This window comes from Streptomyces sp. NPDC111628 (assembly GCF_055635195.1).
The window spans coordinates 486,549-509,417 of sequence record NZ_JBVKBZ010000002.1; the positions used below are offsets into that span (position 1 = coordinate 486,549).

Annotated in this window: 19 protein-coding genes, 1 pseudogene and 1 riboswitch; of the genes and pseudogenes, 12 read left to right on the plus strand and 8 right to left on the minus strand. The window is 70.7% G+C overall.

Annotation, left to right across the window (positions count from 1 at the left end; all coding sequences use genetic code 11):
• The first annotated feature begins 72 nt into the window (after nt 1–72).
• From shc to ACZ7MF_RS10040, 8 genes are all read left to right on the plus strand, one after another.
• Nucleotides 73–2,115: a squalene--hopene cyclase gene (gene shc / locus ACZ7MF_RS10005; RefSeq protein ID WP_471475652.1), complete on the plus strand. Its 2,043-nt coding sequence runs from the start codon at nt 73–75 to the stop codon at nt 2,113–2,115.
• The gene (locus ACZ7MF_RS10010) at nt 2,115–2,756 is read left to right on the plus strand and encodes a phosphorylase family protein (protein WP_471475653.1); all 642 of its coding nucleotides are present in this window, start codon (nt 2,115–2,117) and stop codon (nt 2,754–2,756) included. Before shc ends, ACZ7MF_RS10010 begins: the two co-directional genes overlap by 1 nt.
• Nucleotides 2,757–2,762: 6 nt before the next feature.
• Entirely contained in the window at nt 2,763–3,785 is a 1,023-nt protein-coding gene (gene hpnH, locus ACZ7MF_RS10015) for an adenosyl-hopene transferase HpnH (RefSeq protein ID WP_003972231.1), read from the plus strand.
• Nucleotides 3,786–3,789: 4 nt separating this feature from the next.
• Nucleotides 3,790–4,944, plus strand: a complete 1,155-nt coding sequence (ispG, locus tag ACZ7MF_RS10020; protein WP_471475655.1) for a flavodoxin-dependent (E)-4-hydroxy-3-methylbut-2-enyl-diphosphate synthase — start codon at nt 3,790–3,792, stop codon at nt 4,942–4,944.
• Nucleotides 4,945–4,972: 28 nt separating this feature from the next.
• Nucleotides 4,973–6,937, plus strand: a complete 1,965-nt coding sequence (gene dxs / locus ACZ7MF_RS10025) for a 1-deoxy-D-xylulose-5-phosphate synthase (RefSeq protein ID WP_471475656.1) — start codon at nt 4,973–4,975, stop codon at nt 6,935–6,937.
• Nucleotides 6,938–8,323 (plus strand): aspartate aminotransferase family protein, encoded by a 1,386-nt coding sequence (locus tag ACZ7MF_RS10030; protein WP_471475657.1) that lies wholly within the window; start codon nt 6,938–6,940, stop codon nt 8,321–8,323.
• A gap of 73 nt (nt 8,324–8,396) precedes the next feature.
• Nucleotides 8,397–9,011, plus strand: coding sequence for a helix-turn-helix domain-containing protein (locus ACZ7MF_RS10035; protein ID WP_471475659.1), 615 nt, complete (start codon nt 8,397–8,399; stop codon nt 9,009–9,011).
• Nucleotides 9,008–9,127: a DUF6126 family protein gene (locus ACZ7MF_RS10040; protein ID WP_356863610.1), complete on the plus strand. Its 120-nt coding sequence runs from the start codon at nt 9,008–9,010 to the stop codon at nt 9,125–9,127. The genes ACZ7MF_RS10035 and ACZ7MF_RS10040 overlap by 4 nt, the downstream gene beginning before the upstream one ends.
• 21 nt (nt 9,128–9,148) lie before the next feature.
• Here ACZ7MF_RS10040 and ACZ7MF_RS10045 read toward each other — a convergent pair whose 3' ends face one another.
• Nucleotides 9,149–9,946: a tyrosine-protein phosphatase gene (locus ACZ7MF_RS10045; protein ID WP_471475660.1), complete on the minus strand. Its 798-nt coding sequence runs from the start codon at nt 9,944–9,946 to the stop codon at nt 9,149–9,151.
• A gap of 437 nt (nt 9,947–10,383) precedes the next feature.
• Nucleotides 10,384–10,543, plus strand: a riboswitch (cyclic di-AMP (ydaO/yuaA leader).
• Nucleotides 10,544–10,545: 2 nt separating this feature from the next.
• Here ACZ7MF_RS10045 and ACZ7MF_RS10050 point away from each other — a divergent pair.
• A complete protein-coding gene (locus ACZ7MF_RS10050; protein ID WP_471475662.1) occupies nt 10,546–11,487 on the plus strand; it encodes a M23 family metallopeptidase in 942 nt (313 codons plus the stop codon).
• Nucleotides 11,488–11,731: 244 nt separating this feature from the next.
• Complete coding sequence (locus ACZ7MF_RS10055) at nt 11,732–12,517, plus strand: SGNH/GDSL hydrolase family protein (RefSeq protein ID WP_471477210.1); 786 nt, start codon at nt 11,732–11,734, stop codon at nt 12,515–12,517.
• A 66-nt stretch (nt 12,518–12,583) separates the two neighbouring features.
• Here the strand turns inward: ACZ7MF_RS10055 and ACZ7MF_RS10060 are convergent, their stop codons facing one another.
• Entirely contained in the window at nt 12,584–13,183 is a 600-nt protein-coding gene (locus ACZ7MF_RS10060) for a TetR/AcrR family transcriptional regulator (RefSeq protein WP_471477211.1), read from the minus strand.
• 172 nt (nt 13,184–13,355) lie between these two features.
• On the opposite strand from ACZ7MF_RS10060, the gene ACZ7MF_RS10065 reads away from it, so the two are divergent.
• Nucleotides 13,356–14,549 (plus strand): MBL fold metallo-hydrolase, encoded by a 1,194-nt coding sequence (locus ACZ7MF_RS10065; protein WP_471475663.1) that lies wholly within the window; start codon nt 13,356–13,358, stop codon nt 14,547–14,549.
• Between the two features lie 110 nt (nt 14,550–14,659).
• Here ACZ7MF_RS10065 and ACZ7MF_RS10070 read toward each other — a convergent pair whose 3' ends face one another.
• The 3 genes from ACZ7MF_RS10070 to ACZ7MF_RS10080 all read right to left on the minus strand — a co-directional run bounded on the left by ACZ7MF_RS10070 (nt 14,660) and on the right by ACZ7MF_RS10080 (nt 16,441).
• Entirely contained in the window at nt 14,660–15,403 is a 744-nt protein-coding gene (locus ACZ7MF_RS10070) for a lysophospholipid acyltransferase family protein (protein ID WP_471477212.1), read from the minus strand.
• 235 nt (nt 15,404–15,638) lie between these two features.
• Nucleotides 15,639–16,202: an RNA polymerase sigma factor gene (locus ACZ7MF_RS10075; RefSeq protein WP_471475664.1), complete on the minus strand. Its 564-nt coding sequence runs from the start codon at nt 16,200–16,202 to the stop codon at nt 15,639–15,641.
• On the minus strand, nt 16,199–16,441 hold the full coding sequence (locus ACZ7MF_RS10080; RefSeq protein ID WP_471475666.1) for a hypothetical protein: 243 nt from the start codon (nt 16,439–16,441) through the stop codon (nt 16,199–16,201). Before ACZ7MF_RS10080 ends, ACZ7MF_RS10075 begins: the two co-directional genes overlap by 4 nt.
• 149 nt (nt 16,442–16,590) lie before the next feature.
• Here ACZ7MF_RS10080 and ACZ7MF_RS10085 point away from each other — a divergent pair.
• Nucleotides 16,591–17,155, plus strand: a pseudogene (locus tag ACZ7MF_RS10085) (alpha/beta hydrolase); the annotation flags it as partial.
• Between the two features lie 21 nt (nt 17,156–17,176).
• Here ACZ7MF_RS10085 and ACZ7MF_RS10090 read toward each other — a convergent pair.
• From ACZ7MF_RS10090 to ACZ7MF_RS10100, 3 genes are read right to left on the minus strand one after another with little or no spacing between them, the layout of a single operon-like run.
• Nucleotides 17,177–21,919: a tetratricopeptide repeat protein gene (locus tag ACZ7MF_RS10090; protein ID WP_471475667.1), complete on the minus strand. Its 4,743-nt coding sequence runs from the start codon at nt 21,917–21,919 to the stop codon at nt 17,177–17,179.
• Nucleotides 21,916–22,536 carry a hypothetical protein gene (locus ACZ7MF_RS10095; protein WP_471475668.1) on the minus strand — a complete coding sequence of 207 codons (621 nt, stop codon included), beginning with the start codon at nt 22,534–22,536 and terminating at the stop codon, nt 21,916–21,918. Before ACZ7MF_RS10095 ends, ACZ7MF_RS10090 begins: the two co-directional genes overlap by 4 nt.
• Complete coding sequence (locus ACZ7MF_RS10100) at nt 22,533–22,859, minus strand: hypothetical protein (RefSeq protein ID WP_471475670.1); 327 nt, start codon at nt 22,857–22,859, stop codon at nt 22,533–22,535. The genes ACZ7MF_RS10095 and ACZ7MF_RS10100 overlap by 4 nt, the downstream gene beginning before the upstream one ends.
• Between the last annotated feature and the right edge of the window lie 10 nt (nt 22,860–22,869).

Sequence of the window (22,869 nt, forward strand, 5' to 3'; positions counted from 1 at the left end):
GTGGAGACACGAGCACCGGCCGACGGCGGACCCAGCAGACGCACCACATGCACACTGCACGAAGGGGAAGCCATGACAGCGACGACCGACGGAAGCACCGGAGCCTCCCTGCGGCCCCTGGCAGCCTCGGCCAGCGACACCGACATCACGATCCCCGCCGCGGCGGCCGGGGTACCCGAAGCCGCCGCCCGCGCCACCCGGCGTGCCACCGACTTCCTGCTCGCCAAGCAGGACGACGAGGGCTGGTGGAAGGGCGACCTCGAGACGAACGTCACGATGGACGCCGAGGACCTGCTCCTGCGTCAGTTCCTGGGCATCCAGGACGAGGAGACCACGCGCGCCGCCGCGCTGTTCATCCGCGGCGAGCAGCGTGAGGACGGCACCTGGGCCACCTTCTACGGCGGCCCCGGCGAACTGTCCACGACCATCGAGGCCTACGTCGCCCTCCGCCTGGCCGGCGACTCGCCCGACGCGCCCCACATGGCGCGGGCCGCCGAATGGATCAGGTCCCGCGGGGGCATCGCCTCCGCCCGCGTCTTCACCCGGATCTGGCTGGCCCTGTTCGGCTGGTGGAAGTGGGACGACCTGCCCGAACTCCCGCCGGAGCTCATCTACTTCCCCACCTGGGTCCCGCTCAACATCTACGACTTCGGCTGCTGGGCCCGGCAGACCATCGTGCCGCTCACCGTCGTCTCCGCGAAGCGGCCGGTACGTCCCGCGCCCTTCCCGCTGGACGAACTGCACACCGACCCGGCCCGCCCCAACCCGCTGCGCCCCCTGGCCCCGGCGGCCAGTTGGGACGGCGCCTTCCAGCGCATCGACAAGGCCCTGCACGCCTACCGCAAGGTCGCCCCGCGCCGGCTGCGCCGGGCCGCGATGAACAGCGCAGCCCGCTGGATCATCGAGCGGCAGGAGAACGACGGCTGCTGGGGCGGCATCCAGCCGCCGGCCGTCTACTCGGTCATCGCCCTCTACCTGCTCGGCTACGACCTGGAACACCCCGTGATGCGCGCGGGCCTGGAGTCGCTGGACCGTTTCGCCGTGTGGCGCGAGGACGGCGCCCGGATGATCGAGGCCTGCCAGTCCCCGGTGTGGGACACCTGCCTGGCCACCATCGCGCTGGCCGACGCGGGCGTCCCCGAGGACCACCCGCAGCTGGTGAAGGCCTCGGACTGGATGCTCGGCGAACAGATCGTGCGCCCCGGCGACTGGTCGGTGAAGCGCCCCGGACTCCCGCCCGGCGGCTGGGCGTTCGAGTTCCACAACGACAACTACCCCGACATCGACGACACCGCCGAGGTCGTCCTCGCCCTGCGCCGGGTCAGGCACCACGACCCGGAGCGGGTGGAGAAGGCGATCGGGCGCGGGGTGCGCTGGAACCTCGGCATGCAGTCGAAGAACGGCGCCTGGGGCGCCTTCGACGTCGACAACACCAGCGCCTTCCCCAACCGGCTGCCGTTCTGCGACTTCGGCGAGGTCATCGACCCGCCGTCCGCGGACGTCACCGCGCACGTCGTGGAGATGCTCGCCGTCGAGGGCCTCGCCCACGACCCGCGCACCCGCCGCGGCATCCAGTGGCTGCTCGACGCCCAGGAGGCGGACGGCTCGTGGTTCGGCCGCTGGGGCGTCAACTACGTCTACGGCACCGGTTCCGTGATCCCCGCGCTGACCGCGGCCGGACTGCCCACCTCGCACCGGGCCATCCGCCGGGCGGTGCGCTGGCTGGAGTCCGTCCAGAACGAGGACGGCGGCTGGGGCGAGGACCTGCGCTCCTACCGCTACGTCCGGGAGTGGAGCGGCCGGGGCGCCTCGACCGCCTCGCAGACCGGCTGGGCGCTGATGGCCCTGCTGGCGGCGGGGGAACGGGACTCCAAGGCCGTGGAGCGCGGCGTCGAATGGCTCGCGGCCACCCAACGGGAGGACGGCTCCTGGGACGAGCCCTACTTCACGGGTACCGGATTCCCGTGGGACTTCTCCATCAACTACAACCTCTATCGCCAGGTCTTCCCGCTCACCGCGCTCGGCCGGTACGTCCACGGGGAGCCCTTCGCCAAGAAGCCCCGTGCGGCCGAGGCCCCCGCCGAGCCCGCCCCGGCCGAGGTGAAGGGCAGCTGATGACCCCGCAGACCGGTCCGTCCCCGCTGCTGATCGCCTGCGCGCTCGGCATCGAGCACCTCGCCCTGCGCACCGGCGACCGCGCCGGCGCCGGCGGGCCGGTCACCGTGGTGCGCACCGGCATGGGCCCCAAGGCGGCCGAACGCTCGGTCACCCGGGTTCTCGCCGACCCGGCGCTCGAGGGCGCCGCCGTGCTCGCCACGGGCTTCTGCGCGGGACTCTCGCCCGGCATGCACCCCGGTGACCTGGTCGTCGCCGAGGAGACCCGGGACCCCCGCTCCACCGTCCCCTGCGTCGCGACCGACCGGCTCGTCAAGGAACTCGCGCGAGCCGTCCCCGGGCGCACCGTCCACACCGGGCCGCTGACCGGCTCGGACCACGTCGTCCGCGGCCCCGAACGCGCCGACCTGCTCGCGACCGGCGCGATCGCCGTGGACATGGAGTCCGCCGCCACGCTCCTGAGCGCCGTCCGCACGGGCCCGCGCCCGGTTGCGGCCGTCCGAGTGGTCGTGGACGCTCCAGAACACGAACTCGTCCGGATCGGCACCGTACGCGGTGGAATATCGGCTTTCCGTGTTCTTCGATCCGTTCTTCCCGCATTTTTCGAATGGCACCGTTCTTTGTTGCTCCCCCGGAGGTGAGCCCAGATGGCCATGCCGCTGCGCCAGTCCATCAAGGTCGCTACATACCTGGCCGAACAGAAGATTCGCCGACGGGACAAGTTCCCGCTCATCGTGGAGCTGGAACCGCTCTTCGCCTGCAACCTGGCGTGCGAGGGATGCGGCAAGATCCAGCACCCCGCCGGTGTGCTCAAGCAGCGCATGCCGGTCGCGCAGGCCGTGGGGGCGGTGCTCGAATCGGGCGCGCCGATGGTCTCCATCGCCGGTGGCGAGCCCCTGATGCACCCGCAGATCGACGAGATCGTCCGACAGTTGGTGGCCAAGCGGAAGTACGTGTTCCTCTGCACCAACGCCATGCTCATGCGCAAGAAGATGGACAAGTTCAAGCCCTCGCCGTACTTCGCCTTCGCGGTGCACATCGACGGGCTGCGCGAGCGGCACGACGAGTCCGTGGCGAAGGAGGGTGTCTTCGACGAGGCCGTGGAGGCCATCAAGGAGGCCAAGCGGCGCGGCTTCCGGGTGACCACCAACTCGACCTTCTTCAACACCGACACCCCGCAGACCATCGTCGAGGTGCTCAACTTCCTCAACGACGACCTCAAGGTCGACGAGATGATGATCTCGCCCGCCTACGCCTACGAGAAGGCGCCCGACCAGGAGCACTTCCTGGGCGTGGAGCAGACCCGCGAGCTGTTCAAGAAGGCCTTCTCGGGTGGCAACCGGGCCCGCTGGCGGCTCAACCACTCCCCGCTCTTCCTCGACTTCCTCGAGGGCAAGGTCGACTTCCCCTGCACCGCCTGGGCGATCCCGAACTACTCCCTCTTCGGCTGGCAGCGCCCCTGCTACCTGATGAGCGACGGGTACGTCCCGACGTACCGGGAGCTGATCGAGAAGACCGACTGGGACAAGTACGGCCGCGGCAAGGACCCGCGCTGCGACAACTGCATGGCGCACTGCGGCTACGAGCCCACCGCCGTCCTGGCCACCATGGGCTCGCTCAAGGAGTCCCTGCGCGCCATGCGGGAGACGGTCTCCGGAAACCGGGAGTGACGTCATGACCGCCATCCCCTTGGGGCTCCCCGAGGTACCGGTCCGGCCGATCGCCGAGCGGCGCGTGTCGCGGCGGATCCAGGTCGGGCCGGTGGCGGTCGGGGGCGGGGCCCCGGTGTCGGTGCAGTCGATGACCACGACCCGCACCTCCGACATCGGGGCGACGCTCCAGCAGATCGCCGAGCTGACGGCGTCGGGCTGTCAGATCGTCCGGGTGGCCTGTCCCACCCAGGACGACGCGGACGCGCTGTCCGTCATCGCGAAGAAGTCGCAGATCCCGGTGATCGCGGACATCCACTTCCAGCCCAAGTACGTCTTCGCCGCGATCGAGGCGGGCTGCGCCGCGGTCCGCGTGAACCCGGGCAACATCAAGCAGTTCGACGACAAGGTCAAGGAGATCGCGAAGGCGGCCCGCGACCACGGCACCCCGATCCGTATCGGGGTCAACGCCGGTTCCCTGGACCGGCGTCTGCTCCAGAAGTACGGCAGGGCGACCCCGGAGGCACTCGCCGAGTCCGCCCTCTGGGAAGCCTCGCTGTTCGAGGAGCACGACTTCCGCGACATCAAGATCTCGGTCAAGCACAACGACCCGGTCGTGATGGTCGAGGCCTACCGCCGGCTTGCGGCCCAGTGCGACTACCCGCTGCACCTGGGAGTGACGGAGGCGGGCCCGGCGTTCCAGGGCACCATCAAGTCGGCGGTCGCCTTCGGCGCACTGCTCTCCCAGGGCATCGGCGACACCATCCGGGTGTCGCTGAGCGCGCCGCCGGTCGAGGAGATCAAGGTCGGCATCCAGATCCTCCAGTCGCTCGGACTCAGGGAACGCCGACTGGAGATCGTCTCCTGCCCGTCCTGCGGCCGCGCCCAGGTCGACGTGTACAAGCTGGCCGAGGAGGTCACCGCCGGTCTGGAGGGCATGGAGGTGCCGCTGCGCGTGGCCGTCATGGGCTGCGTCGTCAACGGCCCCGGCGAGGCCCGGGAGGCCGACCTCGGCGTCGCCTCCGGCAACGGCAAGGGGCAGATCTTCGTCAAGGGCGAGGTCGTCAAGACCGTCCCCGAGTCGAAGATCGTGGAGACCCTCATCGAGGAGGCGATGAGGATCGCCGAGCAGATGGAGAAGGACGGCGCGTCGGGGGAGCCGGCCGTCACCGTGAGCTGACACACCACGGACCGAAGGGGGCCCGAGCGTGACGATTCTGGAGAGCATCCGGGGACCACGCGACCTGAAGGCGCTGTCCGAGGCGGAACTCGGTGAACTGTCCGACGAGATACGTGACTTCCTGGTGCACGCGGTCGCCCGCACCGGCGGTCACCTCGGACCCAATCTCGGCGTGGTGGAACTCACCGTCGCCCTGCACCGGGTCTTCGAGTCGCCGGACGACCGCATCCTGTGGGACACCGGCCACCAGAGCTACGTACACAAACTCCTGACCGGACGTCAGGACTTCTCCAAGCTGCGGAGCAAGGGCGGCCTGTCCGGCTACCCCTCGCGCGAGGAGTCCGAGCACGACGTCATCGAGAACAGCCACGCCTCCACCGTCCTCGGCTGGGCCGACGGCCTCGCCAAGGCCCGCCAGGTGCAGGGGGAGCGCAGCCACGTCGTCGCCGTCATCGGTGACGGCGCGCTCACCGGCGGCATGGCCTGGGAGGCGCTGAACAACATCGCGGCGGCCAGGGACCGGCCGCTGATCATCGTCGTCAACGACAACGAACGCTCGTACGCCCCGACCATCGGCGGCCTCGCCAACCACCTCGCGACCCTGCGCACCACCGACAGCTACGAGCGCGCCCTGGCCTGGGGCAAGGACGTGCTCCAGCGCACGCCCGTGGTCGGCAACACCGTCTACGAGGCCCTGCACGGCGCCAAGAAGGGCTTCAAGGACGCCTTCGCCCCGCAGGGGCTCTTCGAGGACCTGGGACTGAAGTACCTCGGCCCGATCGACGGCCACGACATCGGCGCCGTCGAGTCCGCGCTCCGCCGCGCGAAACGCTTCCACGGCCCGGTGCTCGTGCACTGCCTCACCGAGAAGGGCCGCGGCTACGAACCCGCCCTGCGCGACGAGGAGGACCACTTCCACACGGTCGGCGTGATGGACCCGCTCACCTGCGAGCCGCTGAGCCCCGCGGGCGGCCCGTCCTGGACGTCGGTGTTCGGTGAGGAGATCGTCCGGATCGGCGAGGAACGCGAGGACGTGGTGGCGATCACCGCGGCCATGCTGCACCCGGTCGGCCTCGCCCCCTTCGCCGAACGGTTCCCCGACCGGGTCTGGGACGTCGGCATCGCCGAGCAGCACGCCGCCGTGTCCGCCGCCGGGCTGGCCACCGGGGGACTGCACCCCGTCGTCGCCGTCTACGCCACCTTCCTCAACCGCGCCTTCGACCAGCTCCTCATGGACGTGGCCCTGCACCGCTGCGGCGTCACCTTCGTCCTGGACCGGGCCGGCGTCACCGGTGTCGACGGGGCCTCGCACAACGGCATGTGGGACATGTCCGTTCTCCAGGTCGTCCCCGGGCTGCGGATCGCCGCCCCGCGCGACGCCGACCAGCTGCGCGCCCAGCTGCGCGAGGCGGTCGCCGTGGACGACGCGCCGACGCTGCTGCGCTTCCCGAAGGAGTCCGTCGGTCCCGCCGTACCCGCCGTCGACCGGATCGGCGGCCTGGACGTGCTGCACGCCGCGGACCGGCCCGAGGTGCTGCTCGTGGCGGTGGGCGTGATGGCGCCCGTCTGCCTCGGGGCCGCCGAACTCCTCGAGGCCCGCGGCATCGGCTGCACGGTCGTCGACCCGCGCTGGGTCAAGCCGGTCGACCCGGCGCTCGCACCGCTCGCGGCCCGGCACCGGCTGGTGGCCGTGGTCGAGGACAACAGCCGTGCCGCCGGGGTCGGTTCCGCGGTGGCGCTGGCGCTCGGCGACGCCGAGGTCGACGTCCCCGTGCGCCGCTTCGGCATTCCCGAGCAGTTCCTCGCGCACGCCAAGCGCGCCGAGGTGCTCGCGGACCTCGGCCTCACCCCGGTCGACGTCGCCGGCCGGATCGCCGCGAGCCTGGCCCTCGCCGAACCGGCCGGGGACGGGGCGGCGGACCGGGCGGGGGAACCGGCAGTGGAACAGTCCGGCGACGGACGGATCGTCATGCCAGCGCAAGGAGAGAACTGAATGACCAAGGAGTTCGACCTCGCCGCGCTCTTGGCCGAGCGCGGGGCCGAGCGGTACGAGCTGCACGCCAAGCACCTCAACCACCAGCTGCCGCGCATGCTGCACACCATCGGCTTCGACAAGGTCTACGAGCGTGCCGAGGGCGCGCACTTCTGGGACGCGGACGGCAACGACTACCTGGACATGCTCGCCGGGTTCGCGGTGATGGGCCTGGGCCGCCACCACCCGGTCGTCCGCAAGGCGCTGCACGACGTGCTCGATGCCTCGCTCGCCGACCTGACCCGCTTCGACTGCCCGCCGCTGCCGGGCCTGCTGGCCGAGAAGCTGCTCTCCTACAGTCCGCACCTGGACCGCGTCTTCTTCGGCAACAGCGGCACCGAGGCCGTCGAGACCGCGCTGAAGTTCGCCCGCTACGCGACCGGCAGACAGCGGATCCTGTACTGCTCGCACGCCTTCCACGGACTGACCACCGGCTCCCTCTCCGTCAACGGCGAGGACGGCTTCCGCAAGGGCTTCGCGCCGCTGCTGCCCGACACCGCCGTCCCGCTCGGCGACCTGGACGCCCTGGCACGGGAGCTGAAGAAGGGCGACGTGGCGGCCCTGATCGTGGAGCCGGTCCAGGGCAAGGGTGTGCACGAGGCACCGCCCGGCTACCTGCTCGCCGCGCAGGAGCTGCTGCACCGGCACAAGGCGCTGCTGATCGCCGACGAGGTGCAGACGGGCCTCGGCCGGACCGGCAAGTTCTACGCCTACCAGCACTCGGACGGCGTCGAACCCGACCTGGTCTGCGTCGCCAAGGCGCTGTCCGGGGGATACGTGCCGGTGGGAGCCACCCTCGGCAAGGACTGGATCTTCCAGAAGGTGTACTCCTCGATGGACCGCGTGCAGGTCCACTCGGCGAGCTTCGGGTCCAACGCACAGGCCATGGCCGCCGGGCTCGCGGTGCTGTCGGTGATGGAGAACGAGGAGATCGTCGCGAACGCCGCCGCGGTGGGGGAGCGGCTGAAGTCCCGGCTGGCGGAACTGGTCGACCGCTACGAGCTGCTCGCCGACGTCCGGGGCCGCGGACTGATGATCGGCATCGAGTTCGGCCGGCCCAGGTCCCTGAAGCTGCGCAGCCGCTGGACGATGCTGCAGGCGGCGCGGAAGGGACTGTTCGCGCAGATGGTGGTCGTGCCGCTGCTGCAACGGCACCGGATCCTGACCCAGGTGTCCGGCGACCACCTGGAGGTGATCAAGCTGATCCCGCCGCTGATCGTCGACACCGACGACGCCGACCGGTTCGTCGACGCCTTCACGGAGGTGATGGAGGACGCGCACCATGGCGGTGGCCTGATGTGGGACTTCGGGAAGACACTGGTCAAGCAGGCGGTGGCCAACCGCTGAGCGCAGCCTGTGAGCTTTTTGCCTCTGAGGCAAGGAATTTGCCTGTCGGGCAAGAGTCGGGCTCAATGGAGGCATGAGCTCCTCCGAGAACGGCCCCGCCGAGGGGGCGGTCGCCGTCGTCGCGCCCCAGCTGCGTGAGCTGCGGCGGCGGGCCGCCCTCACCCTGGAGGCCGCGGCCCGCGCCGCAGGGCTCTCGCCCGCCCACCTTTCCCGCCTGGAGACCGGGCAGCGCCAGCCCTCGCTGCCGATGCTGCTCTCCCTCGCCCGGGTCTACGGTACGACCGTCGCCGAGCTGCTGGGTGAGACGGCCGCCGACCGGGACGCCGTCGTGCGCGCCGCCGACATGGAACCCACCGCCGCGGGCGGCTGGACGTACTGGCGGGCCGGAGGGCCGGGCCGCGGCATGCAGGCCCTGCGTGTCCAGGTTCCGTACGGCTCCCAGGGCGACGTCGTGCGGGTGCACCCCGGTGAGGAGTGGCTCCACGTCCTCCGCGGCCGGTTGCGGCTGCGCCTCGGGGACACCGAGCACCGGCTCACCGCGGGGGACAGTGCCCACTTCGACTCGATGACCCCGCACCGGATCGCCGCGCAGGACCCCGACGGGGTCGAGCTACTGTTCGTCCACACCCTGCTGCAGAGCCCGACGGCCGCCCTGTGCCTCGGCCCGACCCCCGGAGAGACGCCATGAGTGCCACGGAGGAGAAGCTCCCGCGCGCCCTGTGGGTGCGACTGATCATCTACATCGCCCTGGGGCACGTCTTCGGCGGCTTCCTCTACCTGCTGTTCGAGGTGGGCGCCAAGTAGCGCCGTCCGCGGGCGGGTGACTCAGTCCAGCATCCGCTCGCGCAGCCGCTCCCGGGTCCCGGGAGTGAGCCGCAGGCCCTGCTCCAGGTAGGCGTCCACGCCGCCCCAGGTCTCCTCGACGGTCTCGAAGGCCGCCGCCAGGTACTCGGCGCGCGCGTCGAACAGGGGACTGAGCAGCTCCATGACCTCGGGGGAGTAGGCCGAGGCCGCGGAACCGCTGCGGCGCACCTTGTAGCGGCGGTGTGCGGCGTTCGACTTCAGGTAGTCCTCGACGACGGCATCCCGCTCGACACCCAGGGCGAGCAGGGTGACGGCGATCGACAGGCCCGCGCGGTCCTTTCCGGCGGCGCAGTGCATCAGGGCCGGGACGCTGTCCTCGGCGAGCGCGTGCAGGATGCGGGAGTGCTCCGCGGTGCGCTCCGTGACGATCGAGCGGTACGAGCCGATCATCCGGCCCGCGGCCTTGCCGTCGGCCAGAATCTCGCGCAGCTGGTCGAGGTCGCCGTCACGGACCATCTTCCAGAACTCGGCGCCGTCGGCCGGGTCGCTCAGCGGCAGGTTCACATTGCGCACGCCCGGCAGCTCGACGTCCGGGCCCTCGAGCTTCTGGTCGGCCGCGTTGCGGAAGTCGAAGATCGTGTGCAGGCCCAGCGAGGCCAGGAACGCGGCGTCCTCCCCGGTGGCGTGCGCCAGGTGACCGCTGCGGAACAGCACCCCCTGCCGCACCCGCCGCCCGTCCACGGTCGGCAGTCCGCCCACGTCCCGGAAGTTGCGCACGCCGGTCAGCTCGGGTTCGGTCGACGGGACCTGCTGCGTCACGGGGGCTCCTCCCACTCCGCCCCGCCGCCGCTGCTCGCCGACGGGCTCCACCCGACGATACGGCATCACCTGTGCGCGAAACCTGTGCGCGAAATGGCGTTCCGAGGGATATTCCGGACCGATAAGAGCCTTCTGTCCGAATTGGCACCTTAATAACAACTGGCCCTGAAATGGCGGAGGGTGAAGGAGGGGTGCGTGAGCAGCGTCATATCCGTGACCGTGCGTTGCCCGTCATGTTCACGTAATTCAACTGTTTCTCAAGGGGCTTCAGGTAAAAGCGCGCGGCGGAAATCGACGCAGGGTTACCGGATATTCCCGTAAAGGATCAATCGGAACACCTGTCGAGGGAACCCCTCGCTTGTCCCTGTGCGTCTTGGTCCCTTACGTTCACCACCGATCCGGACGGACGCCTAATCCTGCCGCCGACCGGAGCCCGCACTCATCGACCACCCGTACACGGCAGGAGCGGGGGACCCACAGGTAGAACTGCCTGTTCCGGTTCCCGGAACGGCTTGGGGTAAAGCCGCGTTTCGGCGCGGCCGGGCATCTCCAGCCCGCACCCGACAGCTCACCTCGCAGGCGCCGGAGAGGAATTCGCCATGCCCGCGAAGGGTAAGCACCGCCGTACCAGGGCCATGCGCCTGACCCGCACCATCGCCGTCGCCGGTACCGGTGGCGCCGCGCTCGCGCTCCCGCTGATGGGTGCCGCCGCCGCCAACGCCGCTCCCGCGCACTCCGTCTCCGAGCAGGCCGTGCAGTCCGTTCCGACGTCGGCCAAGAAGGCCGCCGCCGAGAAGAACTCCGACTCGCGCACGTACACCGTGAAGAGCGGTGACTACCTCTCGAAGATCGCCGACGAGCAGGACGTCGACGGCGGCTGGAAGAAGCTCTACGCGGACAACCGCGAGGCCGTCGGTTCCGACCCGTCGCTGATCCACCCCGGGCTCAAGCTCTCGGTCGGCGGCCAGGCCGCCAAGTCGTCGGCGCCGTCCTCCGCGCAGTCGCAGAAGCCCGCGCAGAAGTCCGCCGAGAAGTCTGCCGAGAAGCCCGCCGCCGCGAAGCCGGCTCAGAAGTCGACGGACGCCGAGAAGGCTTCCTCCTCGGACACCGGCAGCCAGTCCACGGGCACCACCAGCGGCTACACCTCCCCCGTCGCGGGCGGCACCGTCGGTACCCCGTACCACCAGTCCGGCAGCATGTGGTCCAGCGGCTACCACACCGGCACCGACTTCGTCGTCCCGACCGGCACCTCCCTCAAGGCCGTCGGCGCGGGCACCGTCGTCTCCGCCGGCTGGGGCGGCGCGTACGGCAACCAGGTCGTCATCCAGCTCGCCGACGGCCACTACGCCCAGTACGCCCACCTCTCCTCGCTCTCCGTCTCCGCCGGTCAGTCGGTGACGGCGGGTCAGCAGGTCGGCCTCTCGGGTGCCACCGGCAACGTGACCGGCCCGCACCTGCACTTCGAGATCCGCACCACGCCGGACTACGGCTCGGACATCGACCCGCTGGCGTTCCTGCGCTCGCACGGCGTCTCCGTCTGACGACCGGTTCCGCGCGGCCTCCGCGCCCCGAAGGCCGGACCCCAGATCCCCGGGTCCGGCCTTCGGTGTGTCCGGACCCCGGTGTACTCGCCGTACGGGCCCTCGCCGTATTCCGGAATTGACGAATACTTTAGGCGTGGCCTTTCTCACCGCCCGTCAATCCCTTCCTACGGTCGCGTAGGTCACATTCCAAGGTGAATCATGGGCCGATGTGGCAGACGATTCGAAGAGTGACAGCAGAGCAGTGATCGGGTCGTACGTGGCAGTGGGGGACAGCTTCACCGAGGGCGTCGGCGACCCCGGCCCCGACGGGGCGTTCGTCGGCTGGGCCGACCGGCTCGCCGTACTGCTCGCGGACCGGCGCCCCGAGGGCGACTTCACGTACACGAACCTCGCCGTGCGCGGCAGGCTCCTCGACCAGATCGTGGCGGAACAGGTCCCGAGGGTCGTCGGACTCGCGCCGGACCTGGTCTCGTTCGCGGCGGGCGGCAACGACATCATCCGGCCCGGCACCGATCCCGACGAGGTCGCGGAGCGTTTCGAGCTGGCGGTGGCCGCGCTGACCGCCGCGGCCGGAACCGTCCTGGTGACCACCGGGTTCGACACCCGCGGGGTGCCCGTCCTCAAACACCTGCGCGGCAAGATCGCCACGTACAACGGGCACGTCCGTGCCATCGCCGACCGCTACGGCTGCCCGGTGCTCGACCTGTGGTCGCTCAGGAGCGTCCAGGACCGCAGGGCGTGGGACGCCGACCGGCTGCACCTGTCGCCGGAGGGCCACACCCGTGTGGCGCTGCGCGCGGGGCAGGCCATGGGCCTGCGCGTCCCGGCCGACCCGGACCAGCCCTGGCCGCCCCTGCCGCCGCGCGGCACGCTCGACGTCCGGCGCGACGACGTGCACTGGGCGCGCGAGTACCTGGTGCCGTGGATCGGACGCCGCCTGCGGGGCGAGTCGTCGGGCGACCACGTGACGGCCAAGGGGACGCTGTCGCCGGACGACATCAAGACGCGGATCGCCTCGGTGGCCTGACGCGAAGGTCGGTGGTGTCGCGACGGAGGTCGGTGGTGTTCCCGGCGGGCCGGTGTCCCGGCGGTGCTAGCGCCGGGTCGGTGTCAACGCCGCCCGCTCCAGGCCCAGTTCGCGGGCCAGGGCCTCGTCCACCCACTCCTGCGCCCGGGCCCGCGACACCGTGCCCGTGTACGACGTGAGCTGCACCGCCAGCCCGTCCAGCAACGCCGTCAGCCGCAGGGCCGCGGCGTCCGGCTCGGGGCAGGAGAACTCGCCGGCGGCCACGCCCTCGGCGATGACCTCGGCGATCGCCGCCTTCCACTGGCGGTCCAGCTCGCGCGTGACCTCCCGCAGTGCGGGCTCGCGCGGCGCCGCCGCCCAGCCCTCGATCCACAGCCGCCAGCCCTTGGCCGGACCGGTCGGCGCATACCACCGCACGGCCGCCCGCAGCCGGCGCAGCGCCGACGTACGACGGGCGAGCAGCCCCCGCAAGTGGGCGAGGTCGTCCTCGGCGGCATGGGTGAACGCGGCGGCGACCAGGCGCTCCTTGGTGGAGAAGTGGTAGAGCACCAGGGCGTTGCTGACGCCGAGCGCCGCGGCCACGTCGGCGATCCGCAACGCCGCCACGCCCCGCGCCGATATCTGCTCGATGGCGGCGCCCAGCAACTCCTCGCGCCGCTCCGCCACGCTCAACCGCACTCTCCCCACGCACGTCACCCTATACAGGCGCCCGGACGGGCGCCGACGCCCTTCCCGGTCGCGGCGGACCGGGGGAACACGGATGTGACATCCGTCGTTCGAGGTGACGTAGGACGAGAAGACCATACTGAGAGCCTGAACCACTCCACCTGGAGGTACCGTGGCCGCTTTCCGTTCCCCGAGTCCCGGGCTCAGCGTGCCCCGGCCCGCGGCCTTCGGCGTGGACCCGAGCGGTGAGCGCATGGCGCGCATCCGCAGATCGCCGCACTTCCGCGACGGCGTCTTCCAGAATCCCGGGGGGACCGCCCGGACCCGGCCCTCCGGCTCGGCCGCCGAATTCGCCAAGATCTACTTCAACAAGGAGGCGCGGCAGCGCCGGTCTCCGCAGGGACCGATCCCGGTGCACGCCACCACCCTGGCCGACCTCGCCCGGCCCCCCGCCACCGGGCTCCGGCTGACCTGGATGGGCCACTCCAGCGTGCTCGCCGAGATCGACGGGCAGCGCGTGCTCTTCGACCCGGTCTGGGGTGAGCGCTGCTCCCCGTTCCCCTTCGCCGGCCCCAAGCGCCTGCACCCGGTGCCGTTGCCGCTCGCCGCCCTGGGCCCGGTCGACGTCGTCGTCATCTCCCACGACCACTACGACCACCTGGACATGCCCACCATCAAGGCACTGGCCGGCACGGACACCCTGTTCGCCGTGCCGCTCGGCGTCGGTGGCCACCTCGAACACTGGGGTGTCTCCCCCGACCGGCTGCGCGAGCTGGACTGGCACGAGTCGACGCGCGTCGGCGGCCTCACCCTCACCGCCACCCCGGCCCGGCACTTCTGCGGGCGCGGGCTGCGCAACACCCAGCACACCCTCTGGGCGTCCTGGGTCGTCGCCGGTGCCGAGCACCGCGTGTACCACAGCGGGGACACCGGTTACTTCGACGGTTTCCGCGACATCGGCGCCGCGCACGGCCCGTTCGACGCCACGATGATCCAACTCGGGGCGTACGCCGAGTTCTGGCCGGACATCCACATGACCCCCGAGGAGGGCGTCCGTGCCCACCTCGACCTCCAGGGCGGCCGTCCGCACGGCGCCCTGCTGCCGATCCACTGGGGCACCTTCAACCTGGCGCCGCACGCGTGGGCGGAGCCGGGGGAGTGGACGAAGGACGCGGCCGAGGATGTCGGTCAGGCGGTGGCGTTCCCGCGTCCGGGCGAGCCGTTCCAGCCCGCGGGGACGCTGCCGGTCGAACCGTGGTGGCGGGCGGTGTCGGCCCCGATGGCGCACCCGTGGCGGGGGCAGAGGGGTGCTGAACGTCTGGCTGGGACGGGCAGGGGTGATCTCGACCTCGCAGGGGAGCGGTGAGGTCGGTCGGGGACGGGATCTGGGAGATGGTGCGGACGCTGGAGTGTCTCCCCGCCGACGAGCAGGATCGTTTGCCGCGAGCCTCGGGCGGGACGCCCCACCTTCCGCCTTCAACTGTCCAACCCCGCGTCCTGCGTGGCGGTGTTGGTCTCGCCCCGCGTGTTCCCCTCAGCGCGAACGCCCTGCTCGCTCCGATCCGGCCGAGGGTCGTACGGCGCCTCGGGCGCCTGCTCGCCGCGGATCTCCTCCAAGTGGCGGGTGATGGCAGCCATGATGACCGCAGTCGCCTCCCGTAGCAGTTCAGGGGTCATCTCTCTGTTGTAGAAGCGCGAGAGGTCCACCGGCGGACCCGCGTACACGTGGTGGGTCTTGCGCGGAAGGAGGCTGAGCTTCCTGGCGTGTGGTGGCAGCAGTTCGTTGCAGCCCCACTGAGCGACCGGGACGACCGGGCACTTGGTCGCCAGAGCGACACGTGCGACACCGGTCCTGCCGGTCATGGGCCAGCCGTTCGGGTCGCGGGTGACGGTGCCTTCAGGGTAGAAGGTGACGCACTCGCCGCGCTCCACGGCGTCGATCGCGGCCCGGAAGGCGTCGAGTGAGACCGAGGTCTCGCGGTAGACGGGGATCTGCCCGGTTCCGCGCATCACCGCACCGACGAACCCCTTCCGGAAAAGCGCGCTCTTCGCCATGAATCGCGGAACCCGGCCGGTGTTGTACTGAAAGTGCGCGTATGCGAAGGGATCGACGTGCGAGTTGTGATTCACTGCGGTGATAAATCCACCCTCGTCCGGAATGTTCTCCATTCCGCGCCAGTCCCGCTTGATCAGAAGTGTGAGCGGCGGCTTGCAGATCATCGCTGCGAAGCGGTACCAGAAGCCGATTCTGCGGCGTTTTCTTCCCTGCGCCTGAACGTCGTCCTCGACGATCTGGGCGTCGGACGCGGCCTCGGAAGCACGCTGTTGAGACGTGTCGGTGCCGGGATCTCGCAACTGGGAGGCTCGGGCCTTCAGGTCCTCCAGACGGGTTTCCAGTTCGGCAGGCGAATGGGAAATGTCGTGCACGGCCTCCTGGAGGGCACGGGCGACCTTGTCACTTTCGCTCTCGTTCACTCGTGCCTCCTCCCCGGCTGTCCTCCGTCTGGGCCTTGCCGGCCAGGGCGTGCCTGGCGTCGTACAACTGCGACTTGACCGTTCCCTCCGCTACCTCCAGCGTACGGGCGATATCGCGTACCGACTGGTCGAGGATGTAGTGCAGGACCATCACCTCGCGTTGCCGTTCCGGGAGCTGCTGCAGGAGGCGTTGCGTGTCGAGGCGCTTGTCCACCTCGCCCAGATCGTTGCTTTCCTTGGTGAGGCGTAACAGGCCGGCGCGCTCCAGCAGGCCATGGCGGCGGTCATCTGTGCGGCAATCCTGAATCCACTTGTTGATCGCGGTTCTCGCCACCCACGTGATGGGGCTGCCCTTGGAACGGACTTCGTCCCACCGTGTGTAGGCGATGAAGAACGCCTCTTGGGCATGCTCTTCCGCAACAGACCGACGAGCCCCCATCAGTACCAGTGTTCGCACCACACGGGTGAATCCGGTCTTGAAGAGGTCGTCGAAGGCCGCCGTTGCCGTCGGCTGCGTGGGACGTTCGGATGCTGGTTCGATCATGATCCCGTCACGTGATCGGGAAGAGTGCCGGAAGCACGGCTGTAGGCGACTCGGATATCGCAGTTCGCCACGTCATGGTGCACCTCCAGCTGAGCCGCCTCCTCACGTGCAAGACCAAGCACGGCTACCAGCGTGGCACGGCGCGATCGTTCATAGAGCACCTTCGTCGTGATCCACACGACGGCGTGGCACAGATTCAACGCGGCCAGTGTGCCCATCAGGGCGATGGAACTCCCCATGTGTCGTTCGTCCTTCCGGGGTGAGGCGAGAGCATGTCCACGACGTCGTCACCCAGTAACTGCCACCACCGGCGATTCGGGTTGGGTCAGGCCCGCCTCGACCTCTCGGGTGAGCGCCGACGCCGACGGGGGCGTCGGGTACTTCCGAGGCCGAGCGGTTCGGGGCGTCGCTGATCTCGGCGGGGTACCGGCTCGCGCCGGAGCATCGCATCCGGCACCGCTCGACGACGTCTACGCCGGGCTGCTGTGGACCGCTGAGCACGCGGCCGAACTCGGCTTGGACGCGGACCGGATCGTCGTCGCGGGGACGAGCGCCGGCGGTGGCCTGGCCGCCGCGCCGAGCTTGTCGGTGCTTCGGCCCATCGGATGGACGGTGTCGATGTCTGGGACCGTGGCTGGAACGGCTTCGGGTGGAAGGCCCTGCTCGGTCCCGAGTGCGGGGGTCCGGACGTGTCGCCCGGTGCCGCGCCCGCCCGCGCCACGGATCTGTCCGGACTGCCGCCCGCCTTCATCGACGTCGGCTCCGCGGAGACGCTGCGCGACGAGGCTGTCGCCTACGCCGACCGGATCCGGCGGGCCGGCGGCTCTGCCGAGCTGCATGTGTGGTCCGGCGGCTACCACACGTTCGACCTGGTGGTCCCGGACGCGGTGATCAGCCGGGCCGCGTGGCAGGCCCGCCGTTCCTGGCTGGAGCGGGTGCTGGCGGCCGACTGACGTCCCGCTCTCGCGCACCTGCTATGAGGCGGGGCGGTCGGGTGGGTCGGCGGAGAGTCTCGCGAGCATGGTCCTGGCGTCGGCCGCCGACTGTTCCCAGACCCCGTTGGCGGCCCACGTGAACGCCTCGACGGCGCCGTCGACGTCACCGGCCCCGCCCAGGCTCATGCCGAGGGTGAAAGCTGCCATGCCGCCCTGGACCGGGTGGCCGCTGATCATGATGTGCCGGTAGGTGGCGCGGGCCTCGTCCCCGCGGCCTGCCTCGTCGAGCATGACCGCCATCCAGTAGGCGGCGGTCGGGGAGAGTTCGGGGTGGCCCGAGCGGATGGCCCGTTGGTAGGCGTCATGGGCGGCGTCGACGTTCTCGACGTGCTGGTGGTGTGTGGCCTGCACCAGGGCGGCTACGGCGGCGAGTTCGGCGTCGCCCCGGGCGATGGCGGCGCCGTAGGCGTCGTCGAGGATGCGCACGGAGCCTTCCTCGTCTCCGCGGAGCTGGCGCAGGCGCGCCCTGGTGATGAGAGCCAAGGGCGAACCGGGATCGGGGGACCGGGCGAGCACACGGTGGAGGCGTTCCCTCATCCACTGTGTCGAGGGTTCGTTGCGGAGCCTGACGACCTCGAAGACGTAGTAGTGGGCGCGGGGGTCGGCGCACCCTGCGGCGAGGGCCTGCTCGAGGACGGCGAGGGCTTCCTCCGCGGGGCGGCGGTGGGCCAGCCAGTGTCCGTAGTCGAACGTGAGGCGGGGAGCCCGGGCGACGGAGGTCTCCTCCGGGGGAGGGGCCGAGAGAGCCGCGAGGTGGGCATGGGCTTCGTCGGCCGTGCCAGGGAAGTCCTGGGCACGGGCGTAGGCGGAGCGGGCTTCGTCGAGTGTGTACTCACCGGCCAGGAGATCGCCGAGACTCAGGGCGGCGTTTGCGGCCGTCTCGGGGTCGTCGCTGCTGAGGGCGTGTTCCCAGGCGCTGCGGGCTCCGGGGACGTCACCTGTCCGCCCGCGGACAAGCGCCAGGAACGGGGCCGTCGACGGCTGGTCCTCGGACGGGATGTGCGGGAAAGCACGCTCCACGAAGAGGCGGCAGTCGGCGAACCGTCTCTGCTGCAACAGGCCAACCGCGACCCCGATGAGCTGCGGGACGTCACCGAGCACGAGGGCACGGGCCAGACCGTGGTCGAGCCGGTTCTCCGCGGCTTCGATCTCGTCCAGACGGCGCAGGCCCGCGGCCGCCGCCCCGGATTGCTCCTGGTCGGCCGAGTCGCGGGCCCGTTCGTAGGCAGCGCGTGCGGCCCCGTAGTCGTCGGCCGCCACCAGCAGGTCCCCCAGCGTGTTGGCAGCGGCGGAGGCGAAGGGGCCGTCGTGTGCGGCGGCGCGGGCGAGTGCCTCGCGGGCGGCCTCCGGTTCCCCGCGGTCGATGAGAGCGAGCCCCCGGCCGAATTCCGCGTAGCCGGCGACACGGGGATCGTCGGCGGTGGTCAGCGGACCGAGGTGGTCGTAGAGGTCGCCCCGGGCACCGCTCGCAGACATCTCTTCCACCCGTAGGATGACCGCCTCCCAGTCGGGGTCGACGGGGTCCGGGGGAGCCGGTACGGAAGACTCGGCGACGACGGGGAGGTCCGCCGCCCCGGAATCCGTCGTGGAGCTCTCCAGTGCCTCGCGGACCGCGGCGAGCCGGGCGCCGAGTTCCGGATCCGCCTCCTCGATCTCGGTGAGGTCGGTGCGCAGGTCGAGGCTCTGGGACCACAGGACACCGCGTCCCAGCTCCAGGAACTCCACCGCGTCGCCGGGCCGACCCGCCTCCAGAGCGGCCAGGGCCGCCATGCGGGCCAGGGCCGACTCGTCATCGAGGACCGTCTCCCGGACGGTGCGAGGAGCTCCCACCCAGGCCACCAGTGGCATGAGTTCCATCAACTGCCGACAGGCCGCCAACGTCTCCTCGTCCGGGTGGCCGGTGACCGTGGCCCAGTCGCGGGCGGCCTGAAAGCGGGCACTGGTGGGGGCGGTGGCGGAGGTGGCCACGCTGCGGAAGGCGGCTGCGGCTCCCCGGCGCGCCTCCGCCGCGGACAGCGGCGAACCTGGTGAGCACGCCGTGGCCTCCGTCCGTGAGTGATCGAGCAGCGTCCAGCCCAGCGCCAGAGCCGACAGCGGGGAGCCTTCGAGGCCGACCTGCTGGAGCACCTGCCGGAGGAGGGAGATGGAGCGGTCCAGATCGCTGTGGTCCCGGGAGGCACGCCACCGCCGGTGCAGCGTCATGGCGGTGTTGTGCGTCAGCAGGATCCCCCTCCGGAGGGTTGCGACGTTTGCCGACTCGGCCAGCCGGACACCGAGCTCGATGGCCCGGTCGCGCGACTCGGCGTGGCCGCCGTCGTCCTCAAGGCCCCCGCCACCGTGGCCGTCCCGGTTGCCGGTGTGGATGGCGAGCAGGGCGGTGACCGCGTTGAGGTGGGTGTGTGACCCCGGACGCGCGGTGGCGACGGCCTCTTCCGCGTACGACAGGGCCCGGCTGAGGTCGTCGGGCGCGGCGTCGCGCGACCAGCGGCTGCGGAACATGTTCGCCGCGGAGGTCAACCGGTCCGGCCGGGCGGGCCGGTTCGCGGAGGTGTGGCGGAGCACGATCGCCATCGCGTCCAGCGCCTCGTCGAGGTCCGAGGGGATCTGGTGGAGTTGGTAGCGCTGGGCGAGGGTGGTCGACAGGTTGTGGATGACGGAGAGATCGGAGCCCGTGTAGGACACGGTCGGCGGGTCGTCGTCCTCACCGAGTCTCGAGCGGATGGCCGACCGGGCGGCGCGCCAGATCTCCACCGCCCGGTCCAGGTGCTCGACCAGGCCGCTCTGCTGGTACTTCTGGCTGAGGCAGGCGGCCAGCTGATGACGAGTACCTGACTTCGGCCCCGTGGGTACGGGAACGGCGACCGCCTGCTGGGCGAAGGCCAGCGCCGCGTCGAGATCGGACGGCCGGCCGAAGACGTTGAAGCGGTCGTTGAGGGTGGCGGATCGGGCGGTGAGGAAGTCCTGTCGCATGTCCTGGGGGAGGTCCGGCCACTCCAGTACCTCGGCCGCCGACGCGATGGCGTGCTCGAAGTCGGCGGGGTCGTGGGTGACCAGTGCGCGCAGTCGGTAGGCCTCGCCGACCGCGTAGACGGTGAGTAACAGCAGTTCGGCTCCGAGATCCTGCCGTGGGTCGCGCAGCACGTGTGCACCGTGGTCGACGGCTCGTCCGAGATCTCCCACATCCGCTGTGCCGTCGTAGCGACGCCAGTAGTGGACGGCCAAGAGCTTCCGGCACAGATGGGCCGGTTCGGCGAGGGAGCACGCCGTGGCCCGGGCGAGGACGCGTTCCCACGCGTCGATGGCCCTGTCGAGGGTCGTCGCCGTATCGTCGTGCACCGTCAGCGTGAGTGCGTTGACCGCGTAGGAGTGCAGGAACTCCGCCAGTTGTGGTTCGTCGTCCGGCAGCAGGACGAGAGCTTCGGCCATGGCCTGGTCGGCCTCGTGGAGCTTGCCGGCCGGCCGGTCGTCGTGCTCGGCGAGCTGGGCCAGCGCGGAGCCGTAATTGGCAAGCAGCCGGGCGCGGGTGCCGGGCGGCCGGTGCAGCTTCAGTGCTTCACGGTATGCGTCGAGGGCATCGGCCTTCAGGCCCCGGTCGTCGGTCACCATCCCCAGCCGCAGTCGCACCAGCGCGAGGTTCGGGAGGAAGGTCCGCACGAGCCCGGAGTTCCCCGTGCGCCTGCCGTGTTCGACGACCTCTGTGGTCTCGTGCAGAGCGGCGCGCAGATTCTCGTCCTGGTCCCGGTATTCGCTCAGGAGGACGCGGATGCCGGCCAGATCGCCCCGCATCGACGGATGATCGGCGGACTCCGCGGGGGTGAGCTCCAGGGCTCTGAGGAAGAAGCGGACGGCCTCCGCGAGGAGTTCCGGATCTCCGTCGAGTGCGCCGGCCTCCCTGAGGGCGAGTGCCAGGTTGGCCATCATCTTGCCCTCGGTGGGGCACAGCGCCACGGCCTGTCGGCCGGCCTCGACCGCCCGTCTCAGGAATCGGCGTTCCCCGGTCCGTTCCCAGCACGCTTTCAGCAGTCTCTCCAGCCGGTGGAACCGCAGCCCGCGGACGTCGTCGGACGCGGGTTGCCGGACGAGTGACTCCGCCTTGGCGATCAGGCGGAGGTGCAGATCCGTCGGAACCGGCTCCGTATCGAGGCATCTGATCGCCGCGTTCCAGACGCCGGTCTCCGAGACGGGATGCGTGGCGGCCTCGTCCAGGAACCGGAGGGCGAGGTCCCGGGCCTCCTCGCGCGGCTCGGGACGACCCGAGCGGTCGGCAACGGCCAGCAGTTCCGGCAGCATGTTGGAGACACAGGCGAGGCGCTCCGCGCCGGTCAGTAGTTCGAGTGCCTGCCGGTAGGCGTCGACGCCCTCGCTCAAGGTGGTGAACGATGCGGCGAGTTCCTCCTTGGTGAGCAGGTTGCCGAGATTGAAGAGGACCCTCCCGCGTTGGCCGGGCGGGATCGAGGGCGACGGGTCCGCTGCCGCCGCTCTCAGCAGTTCGGCGGCCCGGATCAGATCCTCCCGGTTGTCCGTCCGTGCGCCCCGTGCGGCACGGAGGTCGCCTGTGTGCGCCTGGTAGAGCCAGCGAAGGGGAGAGCCGGGGCGAGCGGCGAGCAGGGCCTCGTTTGCCTCGACGGCGGTGTTCAGGTCGGACAGCCGGGCCGTCTCCGGGTGCTCCACGAGGTAGAACCGTTCCTCGTGCGTGTCCTGCTCACCGGATCGTTCCGTCATGGACACTTCTCCACCGTCTCCATGACGAGGACGTCCGACAGCGCCACGCCGACGCGCCCGGACTTCGTCTGCACGGTGAGCCGGCGTCCGTCGCCGGTCGCCGCGTCGCCGCACAGAACGGCACCTGTCGCCGTGCGCACCAGCAGTTTTGGCTTCTGCTTCTCCGGCCCGTACCAGGTGGTGCCCACGGCGGCCACCAGGAACACCGTGCAGAGCAACGTCGCGGTGATCCCGTGACGCAGGTCCCGCAAGGCCGTCAGGGCCAGCAGGTGGTTCTGCGTGGACGGGGAGGAACCGAGGTCGACCGGACGTGTCCGGGGTCTGCCGTTGTGTGCGCTGAGCAGGCGGTAGGCGCCGTACCCGCCGGTGGCGAGGGACACGAGCAGCAAGCAGCCGATGACCGCGTGCCAGGGTGGCGCCACCTTGTCGACTTCGCTGGGGCCCCGGATCAGGCTGAAGCCGATCAGTGCGAGGAGCAGGCCTCCCAGACCGATCCGCCACGAGTGGGCGGACTCGCGCACCAGCGCGAGTTCGGCCCGCAGGGTTCGATGGTGCTCCTGTGCGTGGGCGGCGTCGGACGGGTCCGCGGGGCGGCCCGGACGCAGGGACGCGCTCACGACGTGGTGATCTCGAGGCACCAGTAGGCACCGCAGCCGATCTTGCCCTCCGGCCGGCCGGGGTGGTCCTCCTCGCAGGTGCAGATGACTGTCTCCTCGTGGACCTGTCCGGGCGGCGGAGTCGGGCGGACGCTGGTGCGGCGCCACAGCCGGAAGCTCTTGTAGGTGCCGTTGACGAGGGGAATCTGGATGGCCGTGCCGCAGCGCGGGCACGGGCCGCGGAGTTCTGCGGTGCCCTTCGCGATCTGGACGAGAGTGAACCGCTTGGCGGATTCCTCCTCGAACGAGCGCTGGTTGACCTCTTCGTACGGGACGAGTGCCATGGGGAGCCCC